Source organism: Rhizobium sp. WYCCWR 11146 (genome assembly GCF_013591995.1).
Lineage (GTDB): Bacteria > Pseudomonadota > Alphaproteobacteria > Rhizobiales > Rhizobiaceae > Rhizobium > Rhizobium indicum.
Window position 1 is genome coordinate 170,889 of sequence record NZ_JACCEY010000016.1, and the last position, 24,197, is coordinate 195,085.

A 24,197-nucleotide genomic window follows, 5' to 3' on the forward strand; every position below is an offset into this window, starting at 1 on the left:
GGGCCGGTCCTTTCCGCAGTGCGCGGAAAGGACCGTTTTCCCTTACTCTTTCATCGACAGCCAGCGGGTGCGGTGGATGTCCTGGATATTGTCGACGAAGCCTTCGATCTTCGGCGAAACGACATTCTTCGAGACGTAGTAGTAGATCGGCAGGGCGGCGGATTCATCGAGCGCCAGCTGCTCGGCCTTCTTGAAGATCGCGGCACGCTTGGTGAGATCGGTCTCGGCGTTACCTTCCTTGATCATCTTGTCGTACTCGGGATTCGACCAGCGGCCGTAGTTCATCTGGACGCCTGTCACCAGGAGGTTCAGGAAGTTGTCCGGGTCGTTGTAGTCGGCGAGCCAGCCGGCGCGGCCGATTTCGACCTGGCCACGCTGCATCTGGTCGTAATGCACCTTGGTTTCGGCATTGACGAGCTCGACATCGACGCCGAGCGGCTTCCACATGGAAGCGATGGCGACGGCGATGCGCTTGTGGTTGTCGTTGGTGTTGTAGCTGAGGACAGCGTGAAGCGGCTTGTCCGGACCGAAACCGGCTTCGGTCAGAAGCTTCTTGGCTTCGGCGACCTTCTCGCTATAGGGCAGGTCCTTCCAGCTGACATAGGCCGGCTCGCCGTAATTCGCCGTGCCCGGTGGAACCCATGAATAGGCCGGCAGTTCGCCGGTGCCGAGGATCTGCGGGCCGATCACTTCACGGTTGATCGCCATGGAGAGAGCCTGGCGGACACGCTTGTCGCTGAAGGGCGGCTTCTGCGAGTTGACGACGTAATAGTAGAGGCCGGAGAAGGGAGCGACATGCGCCTGGCCAGGCAGGTTCTTCTTCATCCACTCGTACTGGTCGGTCGGGAAGTCGGTGAGGATGTCGAACTCGCCGGCGCGGTAGCGCTTCAGCGCGGCTTCCTGGTCTTCAAGCACGAAGAACTTCGCGCCATCGATCTTCAGGTCCTTGGTGTCGTACCACTGGTCGTTCTTGACCGTCGTGACATGCGAGCCCGGAACCCATTCGACCGGCTTGTAAGGGCCGTTGGTGACGATGTTGCCGATCTTGACCCAATCCTGCCCCTTCGCCTCGACGACATGCTTCGGCAGCGGATAGGCGGTGTAATGCATCAAGGCATTGAGGAAATAAGGGGTCGAGTTTTCGAGGGTGATTTCGAGCGTCTTGTCGTCGATCGCCTTAACACCGAGCTGGTTGAGATCGGTGATCTCGCCCTTGTTGATCTTTTCCGCATTCTTGATGGTGAACTGCAGATAGGCATAGTCAGCGGCGTTCTTCGGGTCGACGAGGCGCTGGAAGGCGAAGACAAAGTCTCCTGCCGTTACCGGCTGGCCATCGGACCACTTGATGCCGTCGCGAAGCTTGAAGGTGTAGACCTTGCCATCAGGCGAAATCGTCCAGCTTTCAGCCTGGCCGGGGATCGGATTATCCTTGGCGTCCTCAGTGACGAGGCCTTCGAAAATGTCGCCGGCGATACGGTTCTCCCAGTCGCCGGAAAGCTTCTGCGGATCGAGCGACTGCGGGTCGCCACCATTGTGAATGTTGAGCGTGGCCGCATGGGCCGAAAACGCCAGCAATGTGCCAAGCATTGCAGAGGCGAGAAATTTTTTCGCGAAATGGTTCATGGTGGGTCCACCTTTCTAGGCTTTTCGCCTTTATTAGACATTTGTTCCCGGTGTTTGACCTCTTACGTGCAGGTCAGCGCGCACATTATCGCAAAGGCTTTGCGTTGCAACCCCAAATCCGGAGGGTGGAAACGGGTTGTGGACAAGCCTATATACGTCTCCCCCTTGTCGGATCGCGACGACGTGTCGCGGCGTTTCGCAACACCTTCATAACCGCTTCACATGGTTGTCTTTTGTTTCGTCCGCTTTAGTGTGACGAGCGCAAACGAGGCAGGAGATGTAGCCGATGGCATTGCAGGCAGGCGGGAGTGCGGACTGGTGGCGTGGCGCGGTGATCTATCAGGTCTATCCGCGCTCGTTTCAGGACACCAACAGCGATGGTCTCGGCGATCTCAGGGGAATCACCCGCCGGCTGCAGCATATTGCCAGCCTCGGCGTCGACGCGATCTGGCTCTCGCCTTTCTTCAAGTCGCCGATGGCCGACATGGGCTACGACGTTTCCGATTATTGCGACGTCGATCCGATCTTCGGGACGCTGGCCGATTTCGACGAAATGATGGGCGAAGCGCACAGGCTGGGCATCAAGGTCGTCATCGACCAGGTGATCTCGCACACTTCCGACCGGCATCCCTGGTTCGTCGAGAGCCGATCGAGCCGGACCAATCCCAAGGCGGACTGGTATGTCTGGGCCGATCCGAAGCCTGACGGTACGGCGCCGAACAACTGGCTGTCGATCTTCGGCGGGCCGGGCTGGGAATGGGATGGCGTGCGCCGGCAATATTACCAGCACAATTTCCTGACCTCGCAGCCGGACCTCAATTTCCACAGCAAGGCCGTGCAGGATGCGGTGCTGGAGACGGTGAAGTTCTGGCTCGACCGCGGCGTCGACGGCTTCCGGCTGGATACGGTCAACTATTATTTCTGCGACAAGCTGCTGAGGAGCAATCCGCCGCACGAGCCTGATGAAGATGACGCAGGCCTCGATGCGCCCGACAGCAATCCCTACGGCATGCAGAACCACCTCTACGACAAGACGCAGCCGGAAAATGTCGATTTCCTCAAGCGCTTCCGGGCGTTGCTCGATCAGTACGAGGATCGCACGACCGTCGGCGAAGTCGGCGATGGGGCGCGTTCGCTGAAGACGGTTGGCGCCTATACGAGTGGCGGCGACAAGCTGCACATGTGCTACACATTCGACCTGCTCGGGCCGGATTTCACCGCCGAGCATATTCGGGGCTGCGTCGAGGCCTTCCAGAAAGCAGTCACGGACGGCTGGGTCTGCTGGGCTTTTTCCAACCACGACGTCATGCGCCATGTCAGCCGTTTCGCGCGGACGGAGGAAGAGCGGCCTGTCATCGCCAAGCTGGCGATCTCGGTGCTTGCGGCGCTGCGTGGCTCGATCTGCCTCTATCAAGGCGAGGAACTCGGCTTGCCCGAGGCGGAACTCGCCTTCGAGGATCTGCGCGACCCCTACGGCATCCGCTTCTGGCCGGCCTTCAAGGGCCGCGATGGATCTCGCACACCGATGCCCTGGGAAGCCGGCAAGGCGCATGCGGGCTTCACCTCGGCGGAAAAGAGCTGGCTGCCGGTGCCTTACGAGCAGGCAGCGCTTTCCGTCGATACGCAGGAAGAGAGCGAAAGCTCTGTGCTGCATCACTATCGCAGGACGCTCGCATTTCGGAAGAGCCACCTGGCGCTGATCGACGGCGACATGACCTTCATCGGCACCAACCAGGATCTGCTCGCCTTCACCCGCGAAAAGAACGGAGAAAAACTGCTCTTCGTTTTCAACCTGACGCGCAAACCGGCGGAATTCCGCCTGCCCGATGGCATGGTGCTCGGGGAACCGCTCGAGATGCCGGGCTTCGAGGCGGTGGCTGGCGCGGGGCTCGTGAAGCTTGCGGCGCTGGACGGGTTTTGTGCGCGGGTTTGATGGCTATTTCAAAAGCTTATCGTAATCCGCGTGCGAGTCGATCCAAAACCAGATGACGTCATCTCCATCCCAGACAGCTAAAGCTCTCCAGGATGTGCCGACGCGCGCCGACCAAAAAGCGACCGACGCGCTTGAAATGCAAGGAGGGATGTCTGGGATCTTGTTTGAGCAGATCGAAGTTTTCGTCAGCCAGCTTCTGTATCTGTTCAGGCAAGCGATCATAGGTCTCCCAGGAGGCGGGAGTTGCGTGGTGTTTCAAAGCCGCCTTGTCTTTCCGGCACGAAAATCGGCAAAGGCCTTCTCAGCGAGATGATCGAGTTTGCCACCAGCAGCATCTGCTTCCATCTGCCTGTCCCAGCGTTCGGCTTGAAGGGCTTCAAACCACGCCGAAAAGGCTTCGAACTCGTACTTATCGAGTTCGGTAACGATTTTTTCAATCTGTTCCAGCTTCGTCATGATCGGCTCCAACGTTACCGCAAAATAAGCGCTGTCGCGGAATTTGCCAAGGATCCCGTCACCCAATCAGTGCGAACTTGTCGACGTCAATCATGCCGCGGTCGGATATCTTCAGGTGCGGGATGACCGGCAGTGGCAGGAAGGCGAGCTGGAGGAAGGGTTCTTCCAGCGTGGCGCCCAACGCCAAGGCGGCTTTACGCAGATGGTGCAGCGTGTCGCGGACCGTCTCGTAGGGCTCGAGGCTCATCAAGCCGGCGATAGGCAGGGCGATTTCGCCGGTGACTTTGCCGTCTTCGACGACAACGAAGCCGCCCTTGATCTCGCTGAGGCGATTTGCGGCGCGCGCCATGTCGTCCTCGCTGACGCCGACCACGCAGATATTGTGGCTGTCATGGCCGACGGTCGAGGCGATCGCACCCTTCTTCAGGCCGAAGCCCTGGACAAAGCCGTTGGCATGGTTGCCGTTCTTGCCGTGGCGCTCGATGACGGCGACCTTGATGATATCGTTGGCAAGGTCGACCGCAGTCTCGTTGCCCCTGACGGGCAGGCGATAGCGGCGATGCTCGGTGATGATCTTGCCGGGCATGACGCCGATGACAGGCGTTTCGCCTTCGGCGACCGGCACGCCGAAATGAGCGGCATTGACGGGGCGGGCCTTGACGCTGTCGAGGCCGATCGGGGCAACCGGTCTGCGCGAGGAAAAGAGCGCATGGGTGACGCGGCGGCCGGCCGAGAAAACCATGTCGGCGCGGCAGTTTTCCAGACTGTCGAGCACCACCAGATCGGCGCGCCAGCCCGGCGCGACCAGGCCACGGTCTTTGAGGCCGAAGGCGCGGGCGGCCGAAATCGAGGCGGCGCGGTAGATCGCCAGGGGCTCGACGCCGCTTGCGATCGCCGTGCGGATCATGTGATCGAGATGACCCTGTTCGGCGATATCGAGCGGATTGCGGTCGTCGGTGCAAAGCGCGAGGAAGGGTGAAAGCCGCTCGGTGATAATGGGTATCAGCGCCGCGAGATCCTTGGAGACCGAACCCTCGCGCACGAGGATATGCATGCCCTTGCGGATCTTCTCCAAGGCTTCGCCGGCGGTCGTGCATTCGTGCTCGGTGCGGATGCCGGCCGCGAGGTAACCGTTGAGGTCGTTGCCTGAGAGCAGCGGCGCATGACCGTCGATATGGCCGCCCTGGAAGGCGTCGAGCTTGGCCATGCAGACGGGATCCTTGTGGATCACGCCGGGGAAATTCATGAATTCGGCAAGTCCGATCACCTTCGGATGGTGGCGGAAGGGCAGGAGGCGCTCGATCGGCAGATCGGCACCGGAGGTTTCGAGATGTGTCGCCGGCACGCAGGAGGACAGTTGGACGCGGATGTCCATGATCGTCTCAAGCGACGAAGCGAGAAAGAATTCGATGCCCTCGACGCCAAGCACATTGGCGATCTCGTGCGGATCGCAGATCGCTGTGGTGACGCCATAAGGCAGCACGCAGCGATCGAATTCATGCGGCGTCACCAGCGAGGATTCGATGTGCAGATGTGTATCGATGAAGCCGGGAACGACTGTTCTGCCAGAGATATCGATCTCGTTCTCGCCGTTATAACTGCCCGAGGTGCCGACGATGCGATCGGCGCCGATGGCGATGTCGGACCGGACGAGTTCACCGGTGACGAGGTCGAAGAAGCGGCCGCCCTTCAACACGATGTCAGCCGGCACGCGGCCGACGCCCTGGTCGATGAGACGTTCGAGCTTGGTGGTCATAATCTACCTCTTCGACTGATTTTTGCCGCTGATGCCGAACGAATGCTGGAAAACATTTGGGTTGTATTTCCGGTGGCTTTTGCCTCTGTGGCAGCAGTGCTAGTGAAGCGAGAATACAGATGTCAATTTCCAACTCAAGGCCATGATATGAAAGCAATTATTTCGGCAGCTTGCGCGGCTGTCCTGTTGTTGAGCGGATGTGTGAACAACTCTGCGATACTCAGGACCGACAAGCATGGGAAGGTGAGTGAGGTCATTCTCGAAAAGTCGACCGGAAGTGTCGCTTCTGACGAAGATCTGAAGCGTGTCTTGATCTCCAGTTTCTACGCGCGTGTTTCGAACCCGACACCCAGTTGGACTTATCGTCAGCCGATGGTGCTTAATAAACACCCGACAGTGGAAAGCTATCTGCATGAGAATAAGAGGCAGCGGGATTGACCGGCAGCCCCTCTGTCAAAATACAAATCGGGCGCCGCGAAGCGCCCGATCCTGTTTTACTAGGTCCGCCAATCACTCGGCGGCGACGATCTTGCCGGCTTCCCACTTGTAGAGCGAGAAGCTCTGCGAGGTCAGGTCGCCGGTCTCGCCGTAGGTAACCTTGCCGATGGCGGTCCGGATCTCCTTGCCGTCCTTCAACGCGGTCGCGACGGCTTCCGCATCCTCGGCGCTGCCGGCCTTCTCGATGCCGGCTTTCAGCACTTCGACGGCGGCATAGGCGTTCAGCGTGAAGGCCTCGGCCGGGATGTTCTTGGCGGCGAGCGCATCGGCTGCGGCTTTGGAATCCGGGCTCTTGGTGGCGTCCGAAGCGTTGGTGAAGACCGTGCCTCCTGCCGCATCCGTGCCGATTGCCCAGAATTCGGTGTTGGAGAGTCCGTCGCCGCCGATGATCGTCGTGTTGGCGGCGAGGTCATGCAGCTGGCGGGCGAGCAGGCCGCCTTCCGGGTGGTAGCCGCCGAAATAGACCACTTCGACCTTCTCGGACTTGATGCGGGTGGTGAGCGCGCTGAAATCCTTGTCACCAGGCGTGATCGCGTCATTGACGACTTCGGTGATGCCGCCGGCGTTCAGCGTCGCCTTGAAGGCGTCGGCGAGGCCCTTGCCGTAGGCGCCCTTGTCGTTGACGATGGCGACGCGCTTGTCCTTGAAATTCTTCAGCACATATTTGGCGGCGACTTCGGCCTGCTGGTCGTCGCGGCCGCAGGTGCGGAGCACGTTGGTCAGACCGCGCTTGGTCAGGTCGGGGGCCGTCGCGGTCGGGGTGACCATCAACACGCCGTTTTCAGCAAGCACGTCCGAAACGGGAATGGCGACGCCCGATGTCACCGGGCCGACGACGAAGCGGATGCCGTCGCCGACGACCTTGTTGGCGGCGGAAACTCCCTGTTTCGGTTCGCCGGCATCATCGGCCAGTTCGAGGACGACCTTCTCGCCGAGAATTCCGCCCTTCTTGTTGATCTCGTCGACGGCGGTCTGCGCACCGTTCTTCACTTGGTCGCCATAGGCGGCGACGGGGCCGGTCAGCGGCGCGATCAGGCCGATGGTGATATCGGCATGGGCAAGCGGCGCAAAGGCGAGCGACGCGACGAGGGTCGCCGTCAATGTCTTGAGGGTCATTGTCTGTCTCCTTGGATGGGGTCATTCGACCCGCGATGAGGTGCCGCGCCGGATTTTCCGGATCGTTCAACGGCCCTCAGGCCGTGCCAAGGACGATCGATATCGGCGCGATCGATGCGCCCTCCGGCCATATTTGGCTCGAATGGGTGCAACGGCAAGATTTCTAGGAATTTTGGTGAGATTTCGCAAGTTGATAACAAAATGAAACGAAAATCGAGCCGATCCGGCGCGAAATAATCCAAAATCGTCGATCGTGGCGCCGTCTGCAGATCTCTGGAGGGTGCTGTACCCGCATCTGCGCGGTGTCGATGAACCTGCCGAATTTCGCGAAACTCTTCGTCTTTCTGAATAGTCGAATTCGGTTTCGAGATTAACACTTGATTCTACCAATTAGAGTAGAATTATAGTTCGTGCATATATTGCTGCGATGCAAAAGAACGGTCGATAATAAACAGAGAGATATTTCAGGAACAGAGATCTGGATGCTCAAGCGTATCGAAGCCAGACAGGTGCGCAACGGAATGTTTGTGGAGGCGATCGAGGGTGCATGGCAGGACCCTCTTCTGTCCAAGCGAAGATTTCTGCTGCGCCGTGAAGTCGATGCCCTGAGGCTTCGCAAGAGCGGCATTGAAGGTGTTATCATCAACACCAGCAGAGGCCTCGACATCGACGGTCTGGTAGGCGGCAATATCGAGATCGACACCAAGGCGGCACGCGAAACCATCCAGAAATCCGTGCAGGTCCTAGAAAGCGTTTTCGGCCGGCTCCAGCATGGCGATGGGATCAGCTTCGATCAGGTGGCGCCGGTGATTTCCTCGGTCTCCAAGTCGATGGATGACAATCCCACTGTCTTTCTCAGCGTTACGCGTCTAAAATCCAAGGACGAAGTGACGTTTCTGCATTCCCTTTCGGTGAGTGCGCTGATGATCCTTTTCGGCCGTCACCTCGGACTTGATGAGGCTACCGTGCAGATGCTCGGCACGGCAGGATTGCTCCACGACGTCGGCAAGCTCGAAATTCCGCTCGAGATCCTCAACAAGGAAGGGCGCCTGGACGAGGACGAGATCAAGATGATCCGCGATCATCCGGAAAAGGGGCACGCAATCCTGTCACGACAGGAAGGCTTGCCGGAGATCGTTCTCGACGTCTGCCTCAACCATCATGAGCGTATCGACGGCAAGGGCTATCCCCGCAGGCTTTCCGAAGCGCAGGTCAGCTTCCATGCGCGTCTTGCTGCGATTTGCGACGTCTATGACGCCATGACCTCCGTGCGGCCGTACAAGGCGCCATGGAGCGCGAGCCAAGCGCTGAAATGGATGTTTGGCAACGAAGGGCAATTCGATCGCCGGCTGCTGAAGAAATTCGCCCTCTGCCTTTCCGTCGCCGCCGTGACCTGAGGGCTGTCGGTCTTCCCAACAAAAGGCCTGCGTGGACTTACAGCGCCGCGCAGGCCGTGATGCCGGAGGCCTTCAGCGCTTTCTCAGATGTTGTTCTGGAGGATGGTCCGCAGCTTGCCGAAGAGCTCGTCGATGTGGTGCTTCTCGATGATCAGCGGCGGGGAGAGTGCGATGATATCGCCGGTGGTGCGGATCAGCAGGCCGCTTTCATAGGCTTTCAGGAAAGCGGTGAAGGCGCGCTTGGTGGGCTCGCCGGCGATCGGGTTGAGTTCGATGGCGCCAATCAGGCCGGTGTTCCTGATGTCGATGACATTGGGGCAGTCCTTCAGCGAATGCAGCGCGTCGGCCCAATAGTCGGAAAGCTCGGCGGCGCGTGTCAGCAGCCCCTCTTCCTTGTAGGTGTCAAGCGTGGCGAGTGCCGCGGCGGAGGCGATCGGGTTGCCGGAATAGGTGTAGCCGTGGAAGAACTCGATCATGTGTTCCGGGCCGTTCATGAAGGCATCATGAATCTCGGAGGTGACAAAGACGGCGCCCATCGGGATGACGCCGTTGGTCAGTCCCTTGGCAGCGGTGATCATGTCGGGCTTGACGTCGTAATATTGCGCGGCAAAGGGGGCGCCGAGGCGGCCGAAGCCGGTGATGACCTCGTCGAAGATCAGAAGGATGCCGTGTTTGGTGCAGATCTCGCGCAGCTTCTGCAGGTAGCCCTTCGGCGGGATCAGGACGCCGGTGGAGCCCGCCACCGGCTCGACGATGACGGCGGCGACGGTGGAGGCGTCATGCAGGGTGACGATGCGCTCGAGTTCGGTGGCGATGTCGCCGCCATGCTCGGGCTCGCCGCGGGTGAAGTTGTTCTTGCCGGGCTGGTGGGTGTGCGGCATGTGGTCGACGCCGGTCAGCAGCGTGCCGAACATCTTGCGGTTGGTGACGATGCCGCCGACGGAGATACCGCCGAAGTTGACGCCGTGATAACCGCGCTCGCGGCCGATCAGGCGGAAGCGTGATCCATTGCCCTTCACACGATGATAGGCGAGTGCCACCTTGAGCGCCGTCTCGACGGATTCGGAGCCGGAATTGGTGTAGAGAACGTGGTTCAGGCCTTCCGGGGCGATGTCGACCAGGCGGTTCGCCAGTTCGAAGGCCTTGGGATGGCCGAGCTGGAAGGCGGGCGCGTAGTCGAGTTCGCCGGCCTGCTCGCGGATCGCCTCAGTGATCTTCGGGCGGCAGTGGCCGGCATTGACGCACCAGAGGCCAGCCGTGCCGTCCAGCACCTGACGGCCGTCATGGGTCGTATAGTACATGTCCTTGGCGCCGACGAACAAGCGCGGCTCCTTCTTGAACTGGCGATTTGCCGTAAACGGCATCCAGAAGGCGCGAAGATCGTTCGGTGCATTGAGGCGATTGGACATGCTGTTCTCCTGGCCGCCGACGGCCCTTTCCCGGGGGCTTTACGCCCATATTTTTACTGCCCGGTCAAATTATCAGGGCTTCCCAAGGCGTCAACGGGAAAAGTCCCCAGAGCCCCTCCTGATGGGAGGTTCAACGAGCGTCGCTCGATCCGGAAATATCCAGGGTCAGGCACTGCAGGCGGCCCGTCATCAATCCTTTGCCTCGGCTTGTTACAAGAACCGATGGCTCGAAGGGCGCAATTGCATTTCATCAATTCACTGAAATCAAACGATATTTCGATCGGAGATACTGATGTCTGACCGCCAGAAGACAAGGGCGCGCCCGACGCGGCGCCATGCATTCGCGCCAAGTTATGGCGCCATTCTCGAAGAGGGCGTTCGCCGCCGCAGCGTGCTCAAGGGCTTTCTCGCAGCGATGGGCGCTGCGGCACTTTCGCCGGCGCTCGGAACCGGTCATGCCGAGGCTGCCGGCTCCAGCCTGACTTTTCCGGAACTCAAGCGCGTGCGCGATACCGCCGACCACTGGCCGGAGGGCTATGAGCGCCAGATCCTGGCGCGTTGGGGTGATGCACTGTTTGCCGACAGCCCGGAATTCGATATCGCGACGCTTGATGGTAAGGCTGCCGAGCGACAGTTCGGCTACAATAACGATTTCACGCAGTTTCTGCCGCTGCCCCGGGGCGGGAAGAGCTCCGACCATGGGTTGATGGTCGTCAGCCATGAATATGCAACGCCTTTCCTGATGTTTCCCGGCCTGACCGACGAAAACTACCGCGAGAAGCTGACGGATAACCAGATCCGCGCGATCATGGCCGCCCTCGGCGTCTCGATCTTCGAAGTGAGGAAGACGGACGGCAAGTGGGCGATCGTCAAGGACGGCAAATACAATCGCCGCGTCCACATGAGCACGGAAATCGGCATCTCCGGTCCCGCTGCCGGCGACGACCGTCTGAAGACCAAGGCCGATCCGACCGGCACGGTCGTCTTCGGCACGATCTCGAACTGCAACGGCGGCATCACCCCCTGGGGCACGATGCTTTCAGGCGAGGAAGGCGCGATGGACGTCTTTTCCGGCGACTACAAGAAATTGCCGAACCAGGAGCTGGTCGAGCGCCAGGGCTGGGACGAGGACGAAAACGACATCTATTCCATCAGCCGCGTCGAGCCGCGCTTCAAGTTCGAGGAAGAGCCGAACGAATGGATGCGTTTCGACTGGGTGGTCGAGATCGACCCGTTCGATCCCTCCGCAAAACCGATCAAGCGCACCTCGCTCGGCCGCATGACGCATGAGGGCGCCCAGTGTTGCGTCGCCCCTGACGGCCGCGTGGTGGTCTTCATGGGCGACGACGACGACTTCGAATATATCTACCGCTTCGTCACCCACGATCCCTGGAACCCGAACGACCGCGCCGCCAACAGGAACCTGCTCGACCACGGCACCCTCTCGGTCGCCAAGTTCGAAAGCGACGGCACGATGCGCTGGATCCCGCTCATTGCCGGCGAGGGGCCGCTGACGGCGGAAGCCGGATTCAAGAGCCAGGCCGACGTCGTACTGGCGACGCGCGCTGCGGCCGATCTCGTCGGCGCCTCGCCGATGGACGCGCCGGAAGGCTTCATCCCGCATCTCGGCACCGGCAAGCTTTACGTCGCCATGACGGAGAACGAGGACCGGCTGCCGAAGGGTGAGGGCGACGACGAGAAGGAGATGGTCAACATCGCCAATCCGCGCGGCCCCAACCCGCATGGCCACCTGCTGGAACTCGCAGCACCTGGCGGCCCCGAAAAGCCGGATTATGCAGCCGACAGCTTCAAATGGGATGTCTTCATTCTCTGTGGCGATCCTGCCAAGGCCGAGGATCAGGCGATGTTCCATCCGGCCACGACCTCCGCTGGCTGGTTCACCGACCCCGACAATCTCGCGGTCGATCCGGTCGGGCGCCTCTGGGTCACCACCGACGGCCCGCCGCCAGAAGGCATTGCCGATTCCGTCTATGTGATGGATACCGAAGGCCCGGGCCGTGCGTTGCCGAAACTGTTCTATATTGCGCCCGTCGGTTCGGAAGCCTGTTCGCCGACCTTCACCCCGGACGGCAGCAGCGTCTTCCTCTCGGTCCAGCATCCGGGCGAATTGCGGATGGCTGACAACGAGGATGCGACTTCGATGGAGGATGCAGGCACCAACTGGCCGGACTTCAAACCCGGCATGCCTGCCCGTCCGTCGCTGGTGGTGCTGAGCCGCATCAACAACGACGTGGTCGGCAGTTAAAACAATTCCGGCAAAAGTGCGCGGCAGTTTTACGTCTGGAATTGCGCTAAAAAGATCGATTGCGGGACGGGCGCTCCGGCGCGACCGGGTTGCCATTCCAAAAGCACGACCGGCAAATCGCAAATTTGCCGGTCGTGCCATAAGGTTCACGTGCTGAAATATCGTTGCCAAGCCTCTGGGAACATTCCCTTGCAGCATGGCATCGGCCGACATTCATGTCAGCGCTATCATTAAGCGGCGGATCTATTCCGGTTCTGCACGAGGTAGATGTCTTCGAGCGTTGCCAGGATCTTCATGACCGGCTCGGAGGTGCTCGAATAATAGATGGTTTGTGCGTCCCGGCGGGTCTTGACCAGCTTTTGGGCGCGCAGTTTCGACAGGTGCTGAGAGAGAGCCGACTGGCTAAGCCCGACCTGCGTCGCAAGCACGCCGACGGCCACTTCTCCCTTCACGAGGCTACACAGGATCAGCAATCTCTTCGGGTTTGCCATGGCCGACAATAAAGCTGCCGCCACGTTCGTGTGATCGGCCAAATCAGAGGTTTCCATATGTTATCTTCCTAATGCGAAACGTACATCAAGCGTGTTGGCGCAGGCCGCCAGCCGGGATTTTGACTGACATCAAAAACTAGCAACTGGGCTCGAAGATTGTATATACCTAAATTTAAGGTATCGAGTATGCTATTTTAGATATGTTTGAACAAATGTGATCGACATCCACAGCGAGGGTTTCGAACTCGTATCGCAACAGAAAATCGCCGGAAATCATGTCGAAACCTGAGGGATCGATACCACAAATGCGCCAAGAACCCGATTCCGGCGCCTTTAGCCTGATAGCGAGGCTTTCCTCCACATCGGGGTGACGTTCTACTAAATCTCGCACTGCTTCTGTTGCCCCGGCGGCAATCTCCTCGTTCGCGGCCGACTGGATTATGAGATCGTTCCCATCGAGTTGGTAGGCCCGGCCGAAGCCGCCATTGAGGCTGGCCTGTTCCGGTCTGAGTCGGAAGAACAGGAAATCAGGAAAGTCGATATAAAGCTTCGCCTTGGTGTGGCGAGCGAGAAAACGCGTGTGGATGCGCTCGTAGAATGCATTGCCGCGCTCGATGGGTTCTGCCACGCACTGGGTCGTCAGACGAGGATAGGCAAGGGGATCGCCCTTGCCGGGCTCGCCGGTCAGGAGCGAGGCGCGCGGGTCTCTGGCGAGCCCCCTGGTATGGGCCGACAGCTGCGAAACCAGGATGACCGGCGTGCCGTCGATATCGGTGGCGATCAGCACGCGGCTGGCGGAGGGAAAGCCGGTCTCGGGATCGAGAACGGCAATCGCCGCGTGCCGTGCGGAGCGCAGCAGCACGCGGGCGAGCTTGCGGGCATCGTCGTCTGTTTCGCGTAAGGGGGAAGGCTGATCTTTCATATCCGCTTTGTGGCAAAGCGGATGGAAAACATCAAGCTTCCTCCTTCCGGCGATGGCGGGTGAGGCCGGCAACGATATCCTGAGCCGAGATGGTGCCGACGATCGCGCCGTTCTCGACGATGCCGATACTGCCCGGTTGGCGGGCAAGGGCATCGAGGATATCGATGAGCGGAGTCGCAGCGCGGGCAGTGGCGCTGACGCTCATGCCGGCGGCAGTCTGGCCGAGGCCTGGCTGCATGACGTCGGCCGCCGTCAGCATGTTGATCGGATTGAGGTTCTGCACGAAATCGGCGACATACTGGTCGGCGGGGTTCTTGACGATATCGTGCGGCGTCCCGCACTGGATGATGCGGCCGCTCTCCATGATGGCGATGCGATTGCCGATGCGGAAGGCCTCGTCGAGATCGTGGCTGACGAAGAGAATGGTCTTCTTCAGCCGCCGCTGGAATTCCAGGAGTTCATCCTGCAGGCGGGTGCGGATCAAGGGGTCGAGCGCCGAGAAAGGCTCGTCCATGAGCAGGATCGGGGCGCCGGTGGCAAAGGCGCGGGCGAGCCCGACACGCTGCTGCATGCCGCCGGAAAGCTCGTTGACCTTGCGATCGGCCCATTTCGTCAGGTTGACGAGTTCGAGCTGCTCGCCGACTCGGAGCTTGCGTTCGGCTTCCGGCATGCCGGCGAGCTCGAGACCGAAGCCGACATTGTCGGCGACGGTGCGCCAGGGCAGGAGGGCGAATTGCTGGAACACCATGGAGACGGTGTGGGTGCGCAGCTCGCGTAGCGCCTTGGCATTGCATCTGTAGGGGTTGACGGGGCCGGTGGCCGCCGAGACCGCGACATCGCCACGCACCACGGGAGCGAGCCCGTTGACGGCGCGCAGCAGCGTCGACTTGCCGGAGCCGGAAAGACCCATCAGCACCAGGATCTCGCCTTCCTCGATCGTCAGCGAGGCGTTGGCCACACCGAGCACCAGACCGGTGGCGGCGCCGATCTCGTCGCGCGATTTGCCCTGGTCGACCATGGCAAGCGCGGTTTCCGGCCGATCGCCGAAGACGATGCTGACATTGTTAAAGCTTACCGCGGTCATGCAGCGCCTCCTTCACCCGCGGTGCGGAACATCCGGTCGAGAATGATTGCCAGGATAACGATGCAGAAGCCCGCCTCGAAGCCCTTGGCGATATTGACGGTGTTCAGCGCACGGACGACGGGCACGCCAAGCCCGGGAGCGCCGACAAGAGCGGCGATGACGACCATCGACAGCGACAGCATGATGGTCTGGGTAAGACCCGCCATGATCTGCGGCGTGGCAAAGGGAAGCTCGATCTTGCGCAGCACCTGTAACGGCGTCGCGCCGAAAGCGACGGCGGCTTCGACGAGGGACGGCGGCGTCGAGATGATGCCGAGGCGCGTCAGCCGGATCGGGGCGGGGATTGCGAAGATGACGGTCGCGATCAGGCCCGGCACCATGCCGAGGCCGAACAGGATGAGCGCCGGGATCAGATAGACGAATGTCGGTATGGTCTGCATAAGATCGAGCACCGGGCGCATGGCAGCATAGACCCAAGGGCGGCGGGCGGCGGCAATGCCGAGCGGAATACCGATCACCATACAGACGAAGGTAGCGGCGAGCACGAGGGCGAGCGTCTCCGTCGTTTCCTTCCAATAGTCCTGGTTGACGATCAGCAGCAGCCCGAGACAGGTGAAGACGGCGACCGCGATCGACCGGCGCAGCCAAAAGGCGATGGCGGTGATGGCCGCGATGACGATCAACGGATGAGGCTTCTGCAGCACGAAGAGCAGGCCGTCTATGGCGCTCGACAGCAGGAAGGCGATCTGGTTGAAGAACCATTCGCCGTTCGAGGTCAGCCAATCCACGAAGGACTTGGCCCAGGGGCCAACGGGAATCTTAAATTCGGTGATCCAGTTCAAGGGCGCGCCTATCCAGAAAAACAACAATCGGACAAAAATGAAACGGGGCGGCGAGCCGCCCCGTTCGTATCATCAGAGGCCGAGGCCGGTCTTGGCGGCCGCGAGGGCTTCGCCGCTGCCGTCGCGGGTCTTAACGCCCGCAAGCCAGGGCTCGAGTGCTGCGGGGTTGGCCTTCAGCCATTCGGAAGCCGCAGCTTCCGGTTCCTTGCCGTCGTTGAGGATCTTGCCCATGATCTGGTTCTCCATGTCGAGGGAGAACGTCAGGTTCTTCAACATCAAGCCGACATTCGGGCATTCGTCGAGATAGCCGGCACGGACATTGGTGAAGACCTTGGCGCCGCCGAAGTCAGGGCCGAAGACGTTGTCGCCGCCTGTGAGGTAGGTCAGCTTGAAGTTGGTGTTCATCGGATGGGGTTCCCAGCCGAGGAAGACAACGGGCTTGCCCGCTTTGTCGGCACGGGCGACCTGGGCGAGCATGCCCTGCTCTGAGGACTCGACGACTTCCAGATCCTTGAGGCCGAACTCGTTCTTCTCGATCATGTCCATGACGAGGCGGTTGCCATCATTGCCAGGCTCGATGCCGTAGATCTTGCCGTCGAGATCGTCCTTGTGGGCGGCAATGTCCTTGAAGTCCTTGATGCCGAGCTCGGCGCCTTTAGCATTGGTGGCGAGCGTGTACTTGGCGCCGACGAGGTTGGGGCCGAAGGATTCGACCGACTTATCGTCGATATAGGGACGGACGTCCTTTTCCTGCGTCGGCATCCAATTGCCGAGGAAGATGTCGATGTCCTTGTTCTTCAGCGACGTGTAGGTGACCGGCACCGAGAGAACCTTGACGTCGGTCTCATAGCCGATGCTCTTGAGGATCACGGATGCGGTGGCAGTGGTGGCGGTGATATCCGTCCAGCCGACGTCCGCGAAGCGGACGGTGGCGCAGCTGTCAGGGTCTGCGGCGAAGGCGGCGGTCGCAACGGAGAGGGCGGCGACGGCAGTTGCGGTAACGAGTTTGAACGTGCTTGTTGTTTTCATTTTAGACTCCCAGTCTTTAAGTTCCCAAGCCAACCATCAATAACCGAGTTTGACAAGCGACCTCAGTGCGTTTGCGCCGTATCGACCCATGCGATTGCGACGTCCGCGGATTTTTTGGCAATGCCTTGTTTTCGGGGCTTTCGGCGGTTTTCGAGCCGGATTCCTGTGATTATCGCTCACTCAGGGCTTTTCTTTGCCATTCCGAGCTTTCAATAAGCCGATCAAGGAGAAATCGGATGGCAAAACTCTATTTCAACTACTCGACGATGAACGCCGGCAAGTCGACGATGCTGCTGCAGGCCTCCTATAATTACCAGGAGCGCGGCATGCGCACGGTGCAGCTGATCGCAGCCTTCGACGAGCGCACTGGTCGGGGCGTCATCGGCTCGCGGATCGGGCTGGAGGCGAGCGCCATTCCTTTCGAGTCGCACGAGGACCTGTTCCGGTTGATCAAGGGACTGAGTGGCGAGGGCGCGCCGATTTCCTGCATCTTCGTCGACGAGGCGCATTTCATGACGCCTGTCCATGTCTGGCAGCTTGCCCGCGTCGTCGACAGGCTCAACATCCCTGTGATGGTCTACGGGCTGAGAACCGATTTCCAGGGCAAGCTGTTTCCGGCCTCGCAAGAACTGCTGGCGATCGCCGATGAGATGCGCGAGGTGCGCACGATCTGCCATTGCGGGCGCAAGGCGACGATGGTCGTGCGGCTCGACGCGGAAGGAAAAGTGTTGCACGAAGGCGCGCAGATCGATGTCGGCGGCAACGAGAAATATGTCTCGCTCTGCCGCAGGCACTGGGACGACGCAATGAACGGTGCCTGGATCGCCGAGCCGGTCTGAAGCCGGTGACGCTGCCTGTTTTCTTTGGCGCCGCAAGCGACTAGCTTGGAGGCAGGAGATTCCCTGGAGAGACTTGGTGCGCAAACCCCCGCCATTCGACAGCCAGTATGAAGCCGCAGGCAGCCTTGCCGAAAGGATTGCGGCCGAGGGAGCCTATTGCGTGGCTGCGATCAGCTCCTTCGGCGGCGACGAAACGCGATCGGCCGACGAGGTCTTCCTCGAGCAGAATGCCCGCTTCCAGGCCTACATCGCCGATGCTGCGGCGCTCGACGGTCAACTGGCCGAGCTGGTCTTTTGCCTTGATCGGCTGACGGCCGAAGTTTCAGCCGATCTCGACAGTTTCCGGGGGCTGACGCTGCGCGAGAAGATGGCCGGCTGGGTGTCGCGTCAACGGATGTGGCGCATGTATACCGAACGCGTGCGTGAGGCGCCCGTCATCGAGCGGCTGCTCGACCTTTTGACGAAATCGGACGCGCTCGCGGGGCTAATCGCCGGCCAGCGCGCCGTGCTCACCGAACGGCACAAGGCCGCCGAACTCAGCCTTGTCGATATCGTTGAGCAGAGGCGTCGGCTGGTCGTTTCCATCGATATCGCCCGCCTCAAGATGAAGGAGCTCAATGCCAAAGCGCTGACGACCCAAGGCCGTATCGGCGTCTATGGCAACAGGGCGCATTGGGAGCAGATGGAGGCGGAGCGGCGGGCGCTGAAGGCGGAGGCCGAGCGGATTTCCGCCGGGGAGCACGAGATGCGCGACGACAGCCAGCGGCGTGAGCGCTTCATCGGCCTGTTCCAGGCCTTCGTCGATTCGCTGAACGGCCGGATCGCCGCCTGCAACGTGCTGCTGCGCAAGCTATTGATCGACGTGGAAGAGCGGCTGATTATCTACCAGGCGCAGGTCGACACCGACCGACCGGGCATGAAGGTGAGGATCAAGCCGGAACTTTTTCCCGATATCGCGGCACCGATCAGGTTGTTCGAGAAGGGCATGCTGGTCGCCCAGGATCTGGAGCGGCGCAAGAGCCGCGCCGATCTCGAATTCGCCAGAAGGTTTCCGACCTATGCCGAGCCGCCGCCGGAAACATCGGGAGCGCCTCTGATCGACACGGCGCGCAGGTCTTTTCGTTTCAGCCTGCCTTTCCTGCGCTCCTGACCAGCAAGGGCGCGGGCAGTATCGCTCTTGCGCAATGCTTTCATTCCGAAAAATCGAAGGGCTCGTGTTGTGCTCTGCCCATCGAGCGCATATGTGGGATGCAGCGGGGCGGCAATGTCCCGATGTTCGCCTCGCCTGACAGGAGACGACGATGCTTGACCGGATAGCCGGTTTTTTCAGGCTGATCGGCCAGACGATCGGCCGCTGGGCCCGCCTTTTTTCCGCCTGGGCCTTCTGGCCCTTTCTTGCCGCGCACGGCTGGTATCAGCGCCGGAGCTGGATGATCCGGCTGCCGGTCATCGCTTTCGTGGCGCTGCTGGTCGTACTCTACGGTTATTTCTTCTTGCAGACGCAGGTCTGGACGAATTTCAACCCCGCCTTCGTCGATCAGTACCGGCTTTCCGAACGCAAGGTTGCCGCCGGGCAGGAAGTGCCGGCCGCCGAGAGCGCCAATGCGACGGCGCCGAAGACCTGCCAACGCTCGGCGATCGTCGACGTCGCGGCCGATCTGACCGATTTCAATGTCAACCAGAACGCATGGATCTCCTCCATGCTGCTTTACAAGATGGGCTTCTTCGGCATCGACTGGGATCACACCCCCTTCCTCGACAACAAGGCCTCTTTCCAGCGCGGCATCAACCAGGCGGTCCGGCGGACTTCGGCGGAGCTTGTCGATACGCTCGGGCGTGTGCGCGGCACCTCGGGCATCAACAACGACCTGCAGAGCGCGCGCGGCAATCTGCAGTTCGACGAAAACAGCTGGTATTTCGGCCTCAACCCCTTCGGGCCGAAGACGCCGACGCCCTCCTATTACCGCTCTGCGATCGGCAGCCTGCGCAAATTCAACACCGATCTCGCCCTCTGCAACGTCGTTTTCGACGGCCGCGCCGACAATCTGATGCAGTTCATCGACCGTATTGCCAACGATCTCGGCGGCACCTCCGACATGCTCGCCGAGCGCTCGGAAAACCACAATCGCGGCTGGTTCGATACACGCGCCGACGACCGGTTCTGGTTCGCTTACGGCCAGCTCTACGGCTATTACGCGATCATGGCCGCCGCCCAGGCGGATTTCTCGCAGGTGCTGGCGGAACGCAATCTCGGAGCGATCTGGGGCGGGACCATGCGGCAGTTTCAGGCGGCGCTGCGCATCCAGCCGGCGATCATCTCGAACGGGCGCGAGGATGGCTGGATCATGCCGAGCCATCTCGCCACCATGGGCTTCTATATTCTGAGGGTGCGCTCGAACCTCGTCGAGGTCCGCTCGGTGCTTGACCGCTAAAACGTCTGGAGTCAGCGGGGTTTCGTGTTGTCCTCGAAGCCGACGACGCGCAGTTTCTCGACGAATTCATAGGTGATGCCGACGATGCCGCGGCCGCTTCCATCGTTTCGGAAGCGGCCGACGCTACGCACCAGCTTGTAGCCGCCAAGCCGGTTGTCGACGCGATAAACGAAATGGAAGCCGACGCCGTGAAGGCTCGCCTCTTCGAAGGTTTGGGCGATCAGGCTGCGGTCCTCCTCGTGGATGCGCGACATCAGCTCTGTCAGGTTGACAGGGCCGTCGCTGTAGGAGAGTCCGAAGATCGCGTGGACATCCTCGCTTGCAAAGAAATGTCCGGTCTCGATGTCGATGCGCCAGAAGCCGAAAAGACGATAGGCAGCAAGCATCTGGACGACTTCCGCATCGGTGATGCCGATGTGGGCGCGGGATTGTTCTGTCTTGTCAATAACGGGCTGTTCGAAGTGAAGAGGCACGATTCCCCCAGATCACGGGACGACGTGCCGACTCTCTTCTGATTCCTCAGTTGATCAGCTTCAATCGAATTGCCTTAGCTACCAACTGGGTCCGGTTGACGCAATCGAGTTTTTTGATCGCGTTCGTCATATAGGCGTTCACCGTATGATCCGAGAGCGTGAGGATCTGACCGATTTCGATCGAGGTCTTGCCCTGGGCAGTCCAGCGCACAACCTCTAGTTCTCGAGTTGATAGCGCGTTATGCGCGCATTCCTCGTTGCGTTTGACTGCATTGTATGCATCGAGTGCATGGAGAATGATCATTGCCAGCTCGTTGATTTCGCTCTGGCCGAGTGCGGCGCGCTCGCCGCAGAACCAAAAGACCAGACGCTGGCCGTCGGCTGCAATGGTCGGCATGGCAACGCCTGCTGGTATGGCATGGCGCAGCATCAGGGCACGAAGTTCGGCGGGGAAAGCCTGACCATTGGAGGCGTCGTTGAGGTGCCAGGCCGGCGGCACGGCAGACGCTCTTAACCTTACGCCGAAAGGGCAGCCGCGCATCATGTGGGCGCGGTCGAAATCCCTGACATAGGCGGCCGGAAGCGAGCTCTCGATCAGCAGGGGTTTCAAGAGAAGATCTTCTGGGGAGGGGGCGTGCATCAGCGTCGCATGCGACAATCCGAAGGCTGTAGAGACCCTGCCAAGCGCCTGTGCAAACAGGTTGCGCGTTCGTGCGGTCGAAAGTTCTGCCGAAAGCAATGACTGTCTTTCAGAGGTAGTCATGTAAGACATTTGTACGCCCCCGGCAGCCCCAATGTTACCGCTATCAAATACAGAAAATCGGCGAGATGCTAGCCCCAATTGACCTAACGCAAGCTGATTCATTCGAATTGTGAAAAATTAGCCACGGCAATTCGCGCTTTGGTTGAGTTTCGACTTGCGAAAATAGCGTAGCGGTACCTTAGAGTTCTTTCATGGCGGCACAGCAATGGTCTTGCGCAACCGGGCAAGGAGAGAATCACTTGGGAGAGTTTCGGGGGGAGAGCTCGGGTCTCTCCGGCACGGGCGCAAAGGCGGTAGACCGGCCTACGTGCAGCACTTTGCGCGGGAGCAAGTGAACTGCGTGAAGGCCGCCGCAGCGGGTCGCCATGTCAGCCTGATTGGGGTGAGAGAACAGAGATAAGAAGGGATGGTAGCAGGCGGCGAAATCCGACTTGCTGCCAGTCAAGCCAATTGCTAAGCGTATGCTCAGTACAACTGAGGCAATTTAATCGTGCGCTTTGCAATTTCCTTTTTGGTGAAGTGTCTATTTTCCAGATTGTTACTTGTTTTTCTCCTTTTGACCTTGCCGATCGGCGCGGCAACCTCGCAGGCCGCCGGGGAGAAGAAGGCAGCGCATCCCCCGATGAATTTCATCCTCGTGCGTAGTCTCCTCTGCCAGGAAAACTGTCCGGAATGGATATCGGCGGAGGGGCGCATAACGTCCGATACGCCCGCGCGGCTGAGAAAAATACTCAAGAAGATCGGCGGCCGTAAATTGCCTGTCGTTTTCCGTTCGGAAGGCGGCGACGTCGATGCCGCCTATGCGATGGGCCGGATGATCCGCAAGGCCGGGCTGGAAACGGCGGTCGGCGGCACGCGGCTCAAAGATTGCCCGGTTGGGGATACGCGCTGCCAAGCCGCTATTGCCAAGGACGGTAGCGCGGTCGGTTACACCTATTCGTCCGGTGCATACTGCTTTTCTGCTTGTCCGCTGGCGTTGGCGGGCGGTGTGTCGCGTGTCTCGTCGCAATGGGCCTTTATCGGCGTCCACCAGATCACGACCGTCTACAACAAGGTGCGTGTTTCCTATCGCATCGAATACAAGATCGTGAACGGCAAGAAGAAGGAGATCTCCCGCAAGGAGGTTGGACGCAAGGTGGCGGGGCAGGGCAGTTCCACCAAACTTGGAAAGAAGGCTACCGCTGCTTTGACGGCCTATTTGAAGGAAATGGGCGTCAGCGAAGATGTGATCGGTCTGATGATGAGCGCCACGCCTGACAACATCAATATCGTACCGGCTACAGAGGCACTTCGAACAGGTCTCATCACGGACATGTTGTCCTACAATGAGTGGCCCGGTATGCCGCTCTGCGCCCCGGATGCAGTGGCAGAGACTGTCTGTCATAGCCATCCGGTAGCCGAAGCCCCTGTGGTGGCTAAGGCGCCTGTCCCTCAAGCCCCCGTGCAGGATGCGGCCGCAGAGACAAGCGAGAAACTGCCAAAAACCCAGCCGATGGACTTCCTCCTGATGTCCAATGGCAACTGCCGGGAAGAGTGCACGCAGTGGATTTCTGCGGACGGAGACATCACGCCGGATACGCCGGCTCGGCTGAAGGCGATGTTGACGACGCTCGGCGAAAGAAAGCTGCCGATCGTCCTTCAATCTAATGGCGGGGACATGGATGCGGCTTTCGCGATGGGGCGTATGATCCGTGCTGCAGGTCTGGAGACCTCGATTGGCAGAACGCTGTTGCCCAATTGTCCAAAGTTGGATCCGCGTTGCAAAGCCAGCATCGCCAAAAACGGATGGACCGAGGGCGAAGTCTTTGCCGGGCGGGCGTACTGCCTTTCGACCTGTACTCTTGTCCTGATGAGCGGAACGCCGCGGCTTGTCGGATATTCTGCGATCGGCGTCGTTAGGCCCACAACGACTGAATATACGACATTTTTCGCTTATTTCGACGAGATGGGCGTCAATGCCGAGACATACGGGACGATGATGCCCGCCACATCAACCGAGCGAGGAAGGATCATACTTCCTACTGAGGCGCTCAAGCTTGGCATCATTAATGGTATCATCCCTTATGATGAAGAGCCCGGCTTGCGTGTCTGTGGGCCGGAGGCGAAGGAAAGCCTTCGATGCCCGCGAAAAGCTGAGGCAGAGATCGCTCCTGTCGCTGCTTCGGTCAATTGATCTCAGGGCGCGAAAGAGCAGAGCTCGGCGTTTTGCGTGGGGCTTCTGTTTGTTCAAGCGCCGAAGGCGCCTCGTGCCGCCTGTCAGTCCTTATCCTTCAGATCATTTTTCGACGTGACGCTCATCAGCTTCTCCAGGAAGCCGAGCATGACGGCGGAGGCGACGAAGGCAAGGTGCATAAGGGTCAGCCACATGATCTTGCCGTCCGCATATTGGTCGGCGTTGAGGAAGACCTGCAGCAGATGGATCGAGGAGATGGCGACGATCGAGGAGGCGACCTTGATCTTGAGGCTGCCTGAATCGAGTTTGCCGAGGAAGGAGACTTCGCTGTCGGTCTCGTCGACCTCGTCGAAGCGGCTGACGAAATTCTCGTAGCCGGAGATCATCACCATGACGATCAGGCTTGCGACGAGGGCCGCATCGATCAGGCTGAGCATGGCAAGGATCATCCCAGCTTCGTCCAGTACGAAGACGCTGGCGGCAATCTTCAGAAGCTTGTAGCCGAAGGAAACGGCATAAACAGCGAGCGCCAGCACCAGGCCGATATAGAAGGCCACGAGGATCCAGCGGCTCGACAGGATGATCCGCTCGACGAAGATTTCCAATGCTTTCATGTCTTCACCCTAAGAAGCCGCAATCGTTGACCGCCACATAAACGCCTAGCGCATCGACCCGAAAATCGAAATCGATTTTCG

General features: G+C 60.0%; 21 protein-coding genes. 8 read left to right on the forward strand and 13 right to left on the reverse strand.

All coding sequences use genetic code 11. The annotated features are described in order from the left end of the window. Positions 1-42: 42 nt before the first annotated feature. Positions 43-1,623: a peptide ABC transporter substrate-binding protein gene (locus HX899_RS10770; protein ID WP_011653015.1), complete on the reverse strand. Its 1,581-nt coding sequence runs from the start codon at positions 1,621-1,623 to the stop codon at positions 43-45. Positions 1,624-1,909: 286 nt separating this feature from the next. On the opposite strand from HX899_RS10770, the gene HX899_RS10775 reads away from it, so the two are divergent. Continuing rightward, a complete protein-coding gene (locus tag HX899_RS10775; protein ID WP_181292413.1) occupies positions 1,910-3,556 on the forward strand; it encodes an alpha-glucosidase family protein in 1,647 nt (548 codons plus the stop codon). A 255-nt stretch (positions 3,557-3,811) separates the two neighbouring features. Here the strand turns inward: HX899_RS10775 and HX899_RS10780 are convergent, their stop codons facing one another. Beyond that, on the reverse strand, positions 3,812-4,012 hold the full coding sequence (locus HX899_RS10780; RefSeq protein ID WP_072640662.1) for a hypothetical protein: 201 nt from the start codon (positions 4,010-4,012) through the stop codon (positions 3,812-3,814). 58 nt (positions 4,013-4,070) lie between these two features. Beyond that, positions 4,071-5,768, reverse strand: coding sequence for an adenine deaminase (gene ade / locus HX899_RS10785; protein WP_181292414.1), 1,698 nt, complete (start codon positions 5,766-5,768; stop codon positions 4,071-4,073). A 42-nt stretch (positions 5,769-5,810) separates the two neighbouring features. Between ade and HX899_RS10790 the strand changes: the two genes are divergently transcribed. After that, entirely contained in the window at positions 5,811-6,206 is a 396-nt protein-coding gene (locus tag HX899_RS10790) for a hypothetical protein (protein ID WP_181292415.1), read from the forward strand. 72 nt (positions 6,207-6,278) lie between these two features. Here HX899_RS10790 and HX899_RS10795 read toward each other — a convergent pair whose 3' ends face one another. Then, a complete protein-coding gene (locus HX899_RS10795; RefSeq protein WP_181292416.1) occupies positions 6,279-7,382 on the reverse strand; it encodes a branched-chain amino acid ABC transporter substrate-binding protein in 1,104 nt (367 codons plus the stop codon). Between the two features lie 482 nt (positions 7,383-7,864). Between HX899_RS10795 and HX899_RS10800 the strand changes: the two genes are divergently transcribed. Next, a complete protein-coding gene (locus HX899_RS10800; RefSeq protein ID WP_181292417.1) occupies positions 7,865-8,779 on the forward strand; it encodes an HD-GYP domain-containing protein in 915 nt (304 codons plus the stop codon). Between the two features lie 83 nt (positions 8,780-8,862). Here the strand turns inward: HX899_RS10800 and HX899_RS10805 are convergent, their stop codons facing one another. After that, complete coding sequence (locus tag HX899_RS10805; RefSeq protein WP_181292418.1) at positions 8,863-10,188, reverse strand: aspartate aminotransferase family protein; 1,326 nt, start codon at positions 10,186-10,188, stop codon at positions 8,863-8,865. 292 nt (positions 10,189-10,480) lie between these two features. On the opposite strand from HX899_RS10805, the gene HX899_RS10810 reads away from it, so the two are divergent. Beyond that, a complete protein-coding gene (locus HX899_RS10810) occupies positions 10,481-12,454 on the forward strand; it encodes a PhoX family phosphatase (RefSeq protein WP_181292419.1) in 1,974 nt (657 codons plus the stop codon). A 230-nt stretch (positions 12,455-12,684) separates the two neighbouring features. On the opposite strand, the gene HX899_RS10815 is transcribed toward HX899_RS10810, so the two are convergent. The 5 genes from HX899_RS10815 to HX899_RS10835 all read right to left on the reverse strand — a co-directional run bounded on the left by HX899_RS10815 (position 12,685) and on the right by HX899_RS10835 (position 16,822). Further along, positions 12,685-13,002 (reverse strand): helix-turn-helix transcriptional regulator, encoded by a 318-nt coding sequence (locus tag HX899_RS10815; RefSeq protein WP_003561417.1) that lies wholly within the window; start codon positions 13,000-13,002, stop codon positions 12,685-12,687. A 115-nt stretch (positions 13,003-13,117) separates the two neighbouring features. Then, positions 13,118-13,867: a HugZ family protein gene (locus HX899_RS10820; protein WP_138330349.1), complete on the reverse strand. Its 750-nt coding sequence runs from the start codon at positions 13,865-13,867 to the stop codon at positions 13,118-13,120. 31 nt (positions 13,868-13,898) lie between these two features. Beyond that, positions 13,899-14,951, reverse strand: a complete 1,053-nt coding sequence (gene choV, locus HX899_RS10825; protein WP_171598467.1) for a choline ABC transporter ATP-binding protein — start codon at positions 14,949-14,951, stop codon at positions 13,899-13,901. Continuing rightward, positions 14,948-15,793, reverse strand: coding sequence for a choline ABC transporter permease subunit (gene choW / locus HX899_RS10830; protein WP_138330351.1), 846 nt, complete (start codon positions 15,791-15,793; stop codon positions 14,948-14,950). The genes choV and choW overlap by 4 nt, the downstream gene beginning before the upstream one ends. Positions 15,794-15,865: 72 nt before the next feature. Beyond that, positions 15,866-16,822 carry a choline ABC transporter substrate-binding protein gene (locus tag HX899_RS10835; protein WP_181292420.1) on the reverse strand — a complete coding sequence of 319 codons (957 nt, stop codon included), beginning with the start codon at positions 16,820-16,822 and terminating at the stop codon, positions 15,866-15,868. A gap of 236 nt (positions 16,823-17,058) precedes the next feature. Between HX899_RS10835 and HX899_RS10840 the strand changes: the two genes are divergently transcribed. The 3 genes from HX899_RS10840 (at position 17,059) to HX899_RS10850 (ending at position 20,093) form a co-directional block, all read left to right on the forward strand. Further along, on the forward strand, positions 17,059-17,661 hold the full coding sequence (locus HX899_RS10840; protein WP_062944413.1) for a thymidine kinase: 603 nt from the start codon (positions 17,059-17,061) through the stop codon (positions 17,659-17,661). Positions 17,662-17,737: 76 nt separating this feature from the next. Next, a complete protein-coding gene (locus tag HX899_RS10845; RefSeq protein WP_138330353.1) occupies positions 17,738-18,811 on the forward strand; it encodes a hypothetical protein in 1,074 nt (357 codons plus the stop codon). A 151-nt stretch (positions 18,812-18,962) separates the two neighbouring features. After that, positions 18,963-20,093, forward strand: a complete 1,131-nt coding sequence (locus HX899_RS10850) for a DUF2333 family protein (protein WP_138330354.1) — start codon at positions 18,963-18,965, stop codon at positions 20,091-20,093. A gap of 11 nt (positions 20,094-20,104) precedes the next feature. Here the strand turns inward: HX899_RS10850 and HX899_RS10855 are convergent, their stop codons facing one another. Both HX899_RS10855 and HX899_RS10860 read right to left on the reverse strand, forming a co-directional pair. After that, on the reverse strand, positions 20,105-20,566 hold the full coding sequence (locus HX899_RS10855) for a PAS domain-containing protein (RefSeq protein ID WP_171598465.1): 462 nt from the start codon (positions 20,564-20,566) through the stop codon (positions 20,105-20,107). Positions 20,567-20,612: 46 nt separating this feature from the next. Continuing rightward, positions 20,613-21,338, reverse strand: coding sequence for a helix-turn-helix transcriptional regulator (locus HX899_RS10860; protein WP_138330685.1), 726 nt, complete (start codon positions 21,336-21,338; stop codon positions 20,613-20,615). A 481-nt stretch (positions 21,339-21,819) separates the two neighbouring features. On the opposite strand from HX899_RS10860, the gene HX899_RS10865 reads away from it, so the two are divergent. Then, complete coding sequence (locus HX899_RS10865; protein ID WP_181292421.1) at positions 21,820-23,502, forward strand: hypothetical protein; 1,683 nt, start codon at positions 21,820-21,822, stop codon at positions 23,500-23,502. Between the two features lie 83 nt (positions 23,503-23,585). Here HX899_RS10865 and HX899_RS10870 read toward each other — a convergent pair whose 3' ends face one another. Continuing rightward, positions 23,586-24,116, reverse strand: a complete 531-nt coding sequence (locus tag HX899_RS10870; protein ID WP_138330357.1) for a TIGR00645 family protein — start codon at positions 24,114-24,116, stop codon at positions 23,586-23,588. Positions 24,117-24,197 lie beyond the last annotated feature (81 nt).

What these genes read in the sequence shown, in the direction of transcription:
- HX899_RS10770 (WP_011653015.1), bottom strand. Translation starts at nt 1,623, where the DNA reads ATGAACCATTTCGCGAAAAAATTTCTCGCCTCTGCAATGCTTGGCACA.
- HX899_RS10775 (WP_181292413.1), top strand. Translation starts at nt 1,910, where the DNA reads ATGGCATTGCAGGCAGGCGGGAGTGCGGACTGGTGGCGTGGCGCGGTG.
- HX899_RS10780 (WP_072640662.1), bottom strand. Translation starts at nt 4,012, where the DNA reads ATGACGAAGCTGGAACAGATTGAAAAAATCGTTACCGAACTCGATAAG.
- ade (WP_181292414.1), bottom strand. Translation starts at nt 5,768, where the DNA reads ATGACCACCAAGCTCGAACGTCTCATCGACCAGGGCGTCGGCCGCGTG.
- HX899_RS10790 (WP_181292415.1), top strand. Translation starts at nt 5,811, where the DNA reads ATGCTGGAAAACATTTGGGTTGTATTTCCGGTGGCTTTTGCCTCTGTG.
- HX899_RS10795 (WP_181292416.1), bottom strand. Translation starts at nt 7,382, where the DNA reads ATGACCCTCAAGACATTGACGGCGACCCTCGTCGCGTCGCTCGCCTTT.
- HX899_RS10800 (WP_181292417.1), top strand. Translation starts at nt 7,865, where the DNA reads ATGCTCAAGCGTATCGAAGCCAGACAGGTGCGCAACGGAATGTTTGTG.
- HX899_RS10805 (WP_181292418.1), bottom strand. Translation starts at nt 10,188, where the DNA reads ATGTCCAATCGCCTCAATGCACCGAACGATCTTCGCGCCTTCTGGATG.
- HX899_RS10810 (WP_181292419.1), top strand. Translation starts at nt 10,481, where the DNA reads ATGTCTGACCGCCAGAAGACAAGGGCGCGCCCGACGCGGCGCCATGCA.
- HX899_RS10815 (WP_003561417.1), bottom strand. Translation starts at nt 13,002, where the DNA reads ATGGAAACCTCTGATTTGGCCGATCACACGAACGTGGCGGCAGCTTTA.
- HX899_RS10820 (WP_138330349.1), bottom strand. Translation starts at nt 13,867, where the DNA reads ATGAAAGATCAGCCTTCCCCCTTACGCGAAACAGACGACGATGCCCGC.
- choV (WP_171598467.1), bottom strand. Translation starts at nt 14,951, where the DNA reads ATGACCGCGGTAAGCTTTAACAATGTCAGCATCGTCTTCGGCGATCGG.
- HX899_RS10835 (WP_181292420.1), bottom strand. Translation starts at nt 16,822, where the DNA reads ATGAAAACAACAAGCACGTTCAAACTCGTTACCGCAACTGCCGTCGCC.
- HX899_RS10840 (WP_062944413.1), top strand. Translation starts at nt 17,059, where the DNA reads ATGGCAAAACTCTATTTCAACTACTCGACGATGAACGCCGGCAAGTCG.
- HX899_RS10850 (WP_138330354.1), top strand. Translation starts at nt 18,963, where the DNA reads ATGCTTGACCGGATAGCCGGTTTTTTCAGGCTGATCGGCCAGACGATC.
- HX899_RS10860 (WP_138330685.1), bottom strand. Translation starts at nt 21,338, where the DNA reads ATGTCTTACATGACTACCTCTGAAAGACAGTCATTGCTTTCGGCAGAA.
- HX899_RS10870 (WP_138330357.1), bottom strand. Translation starts at nt 24,116, where the DNA reads ATGAAAGCATTGGAAATCTTCGTCGAGCGGATCATCCTGTCGAGCCGC.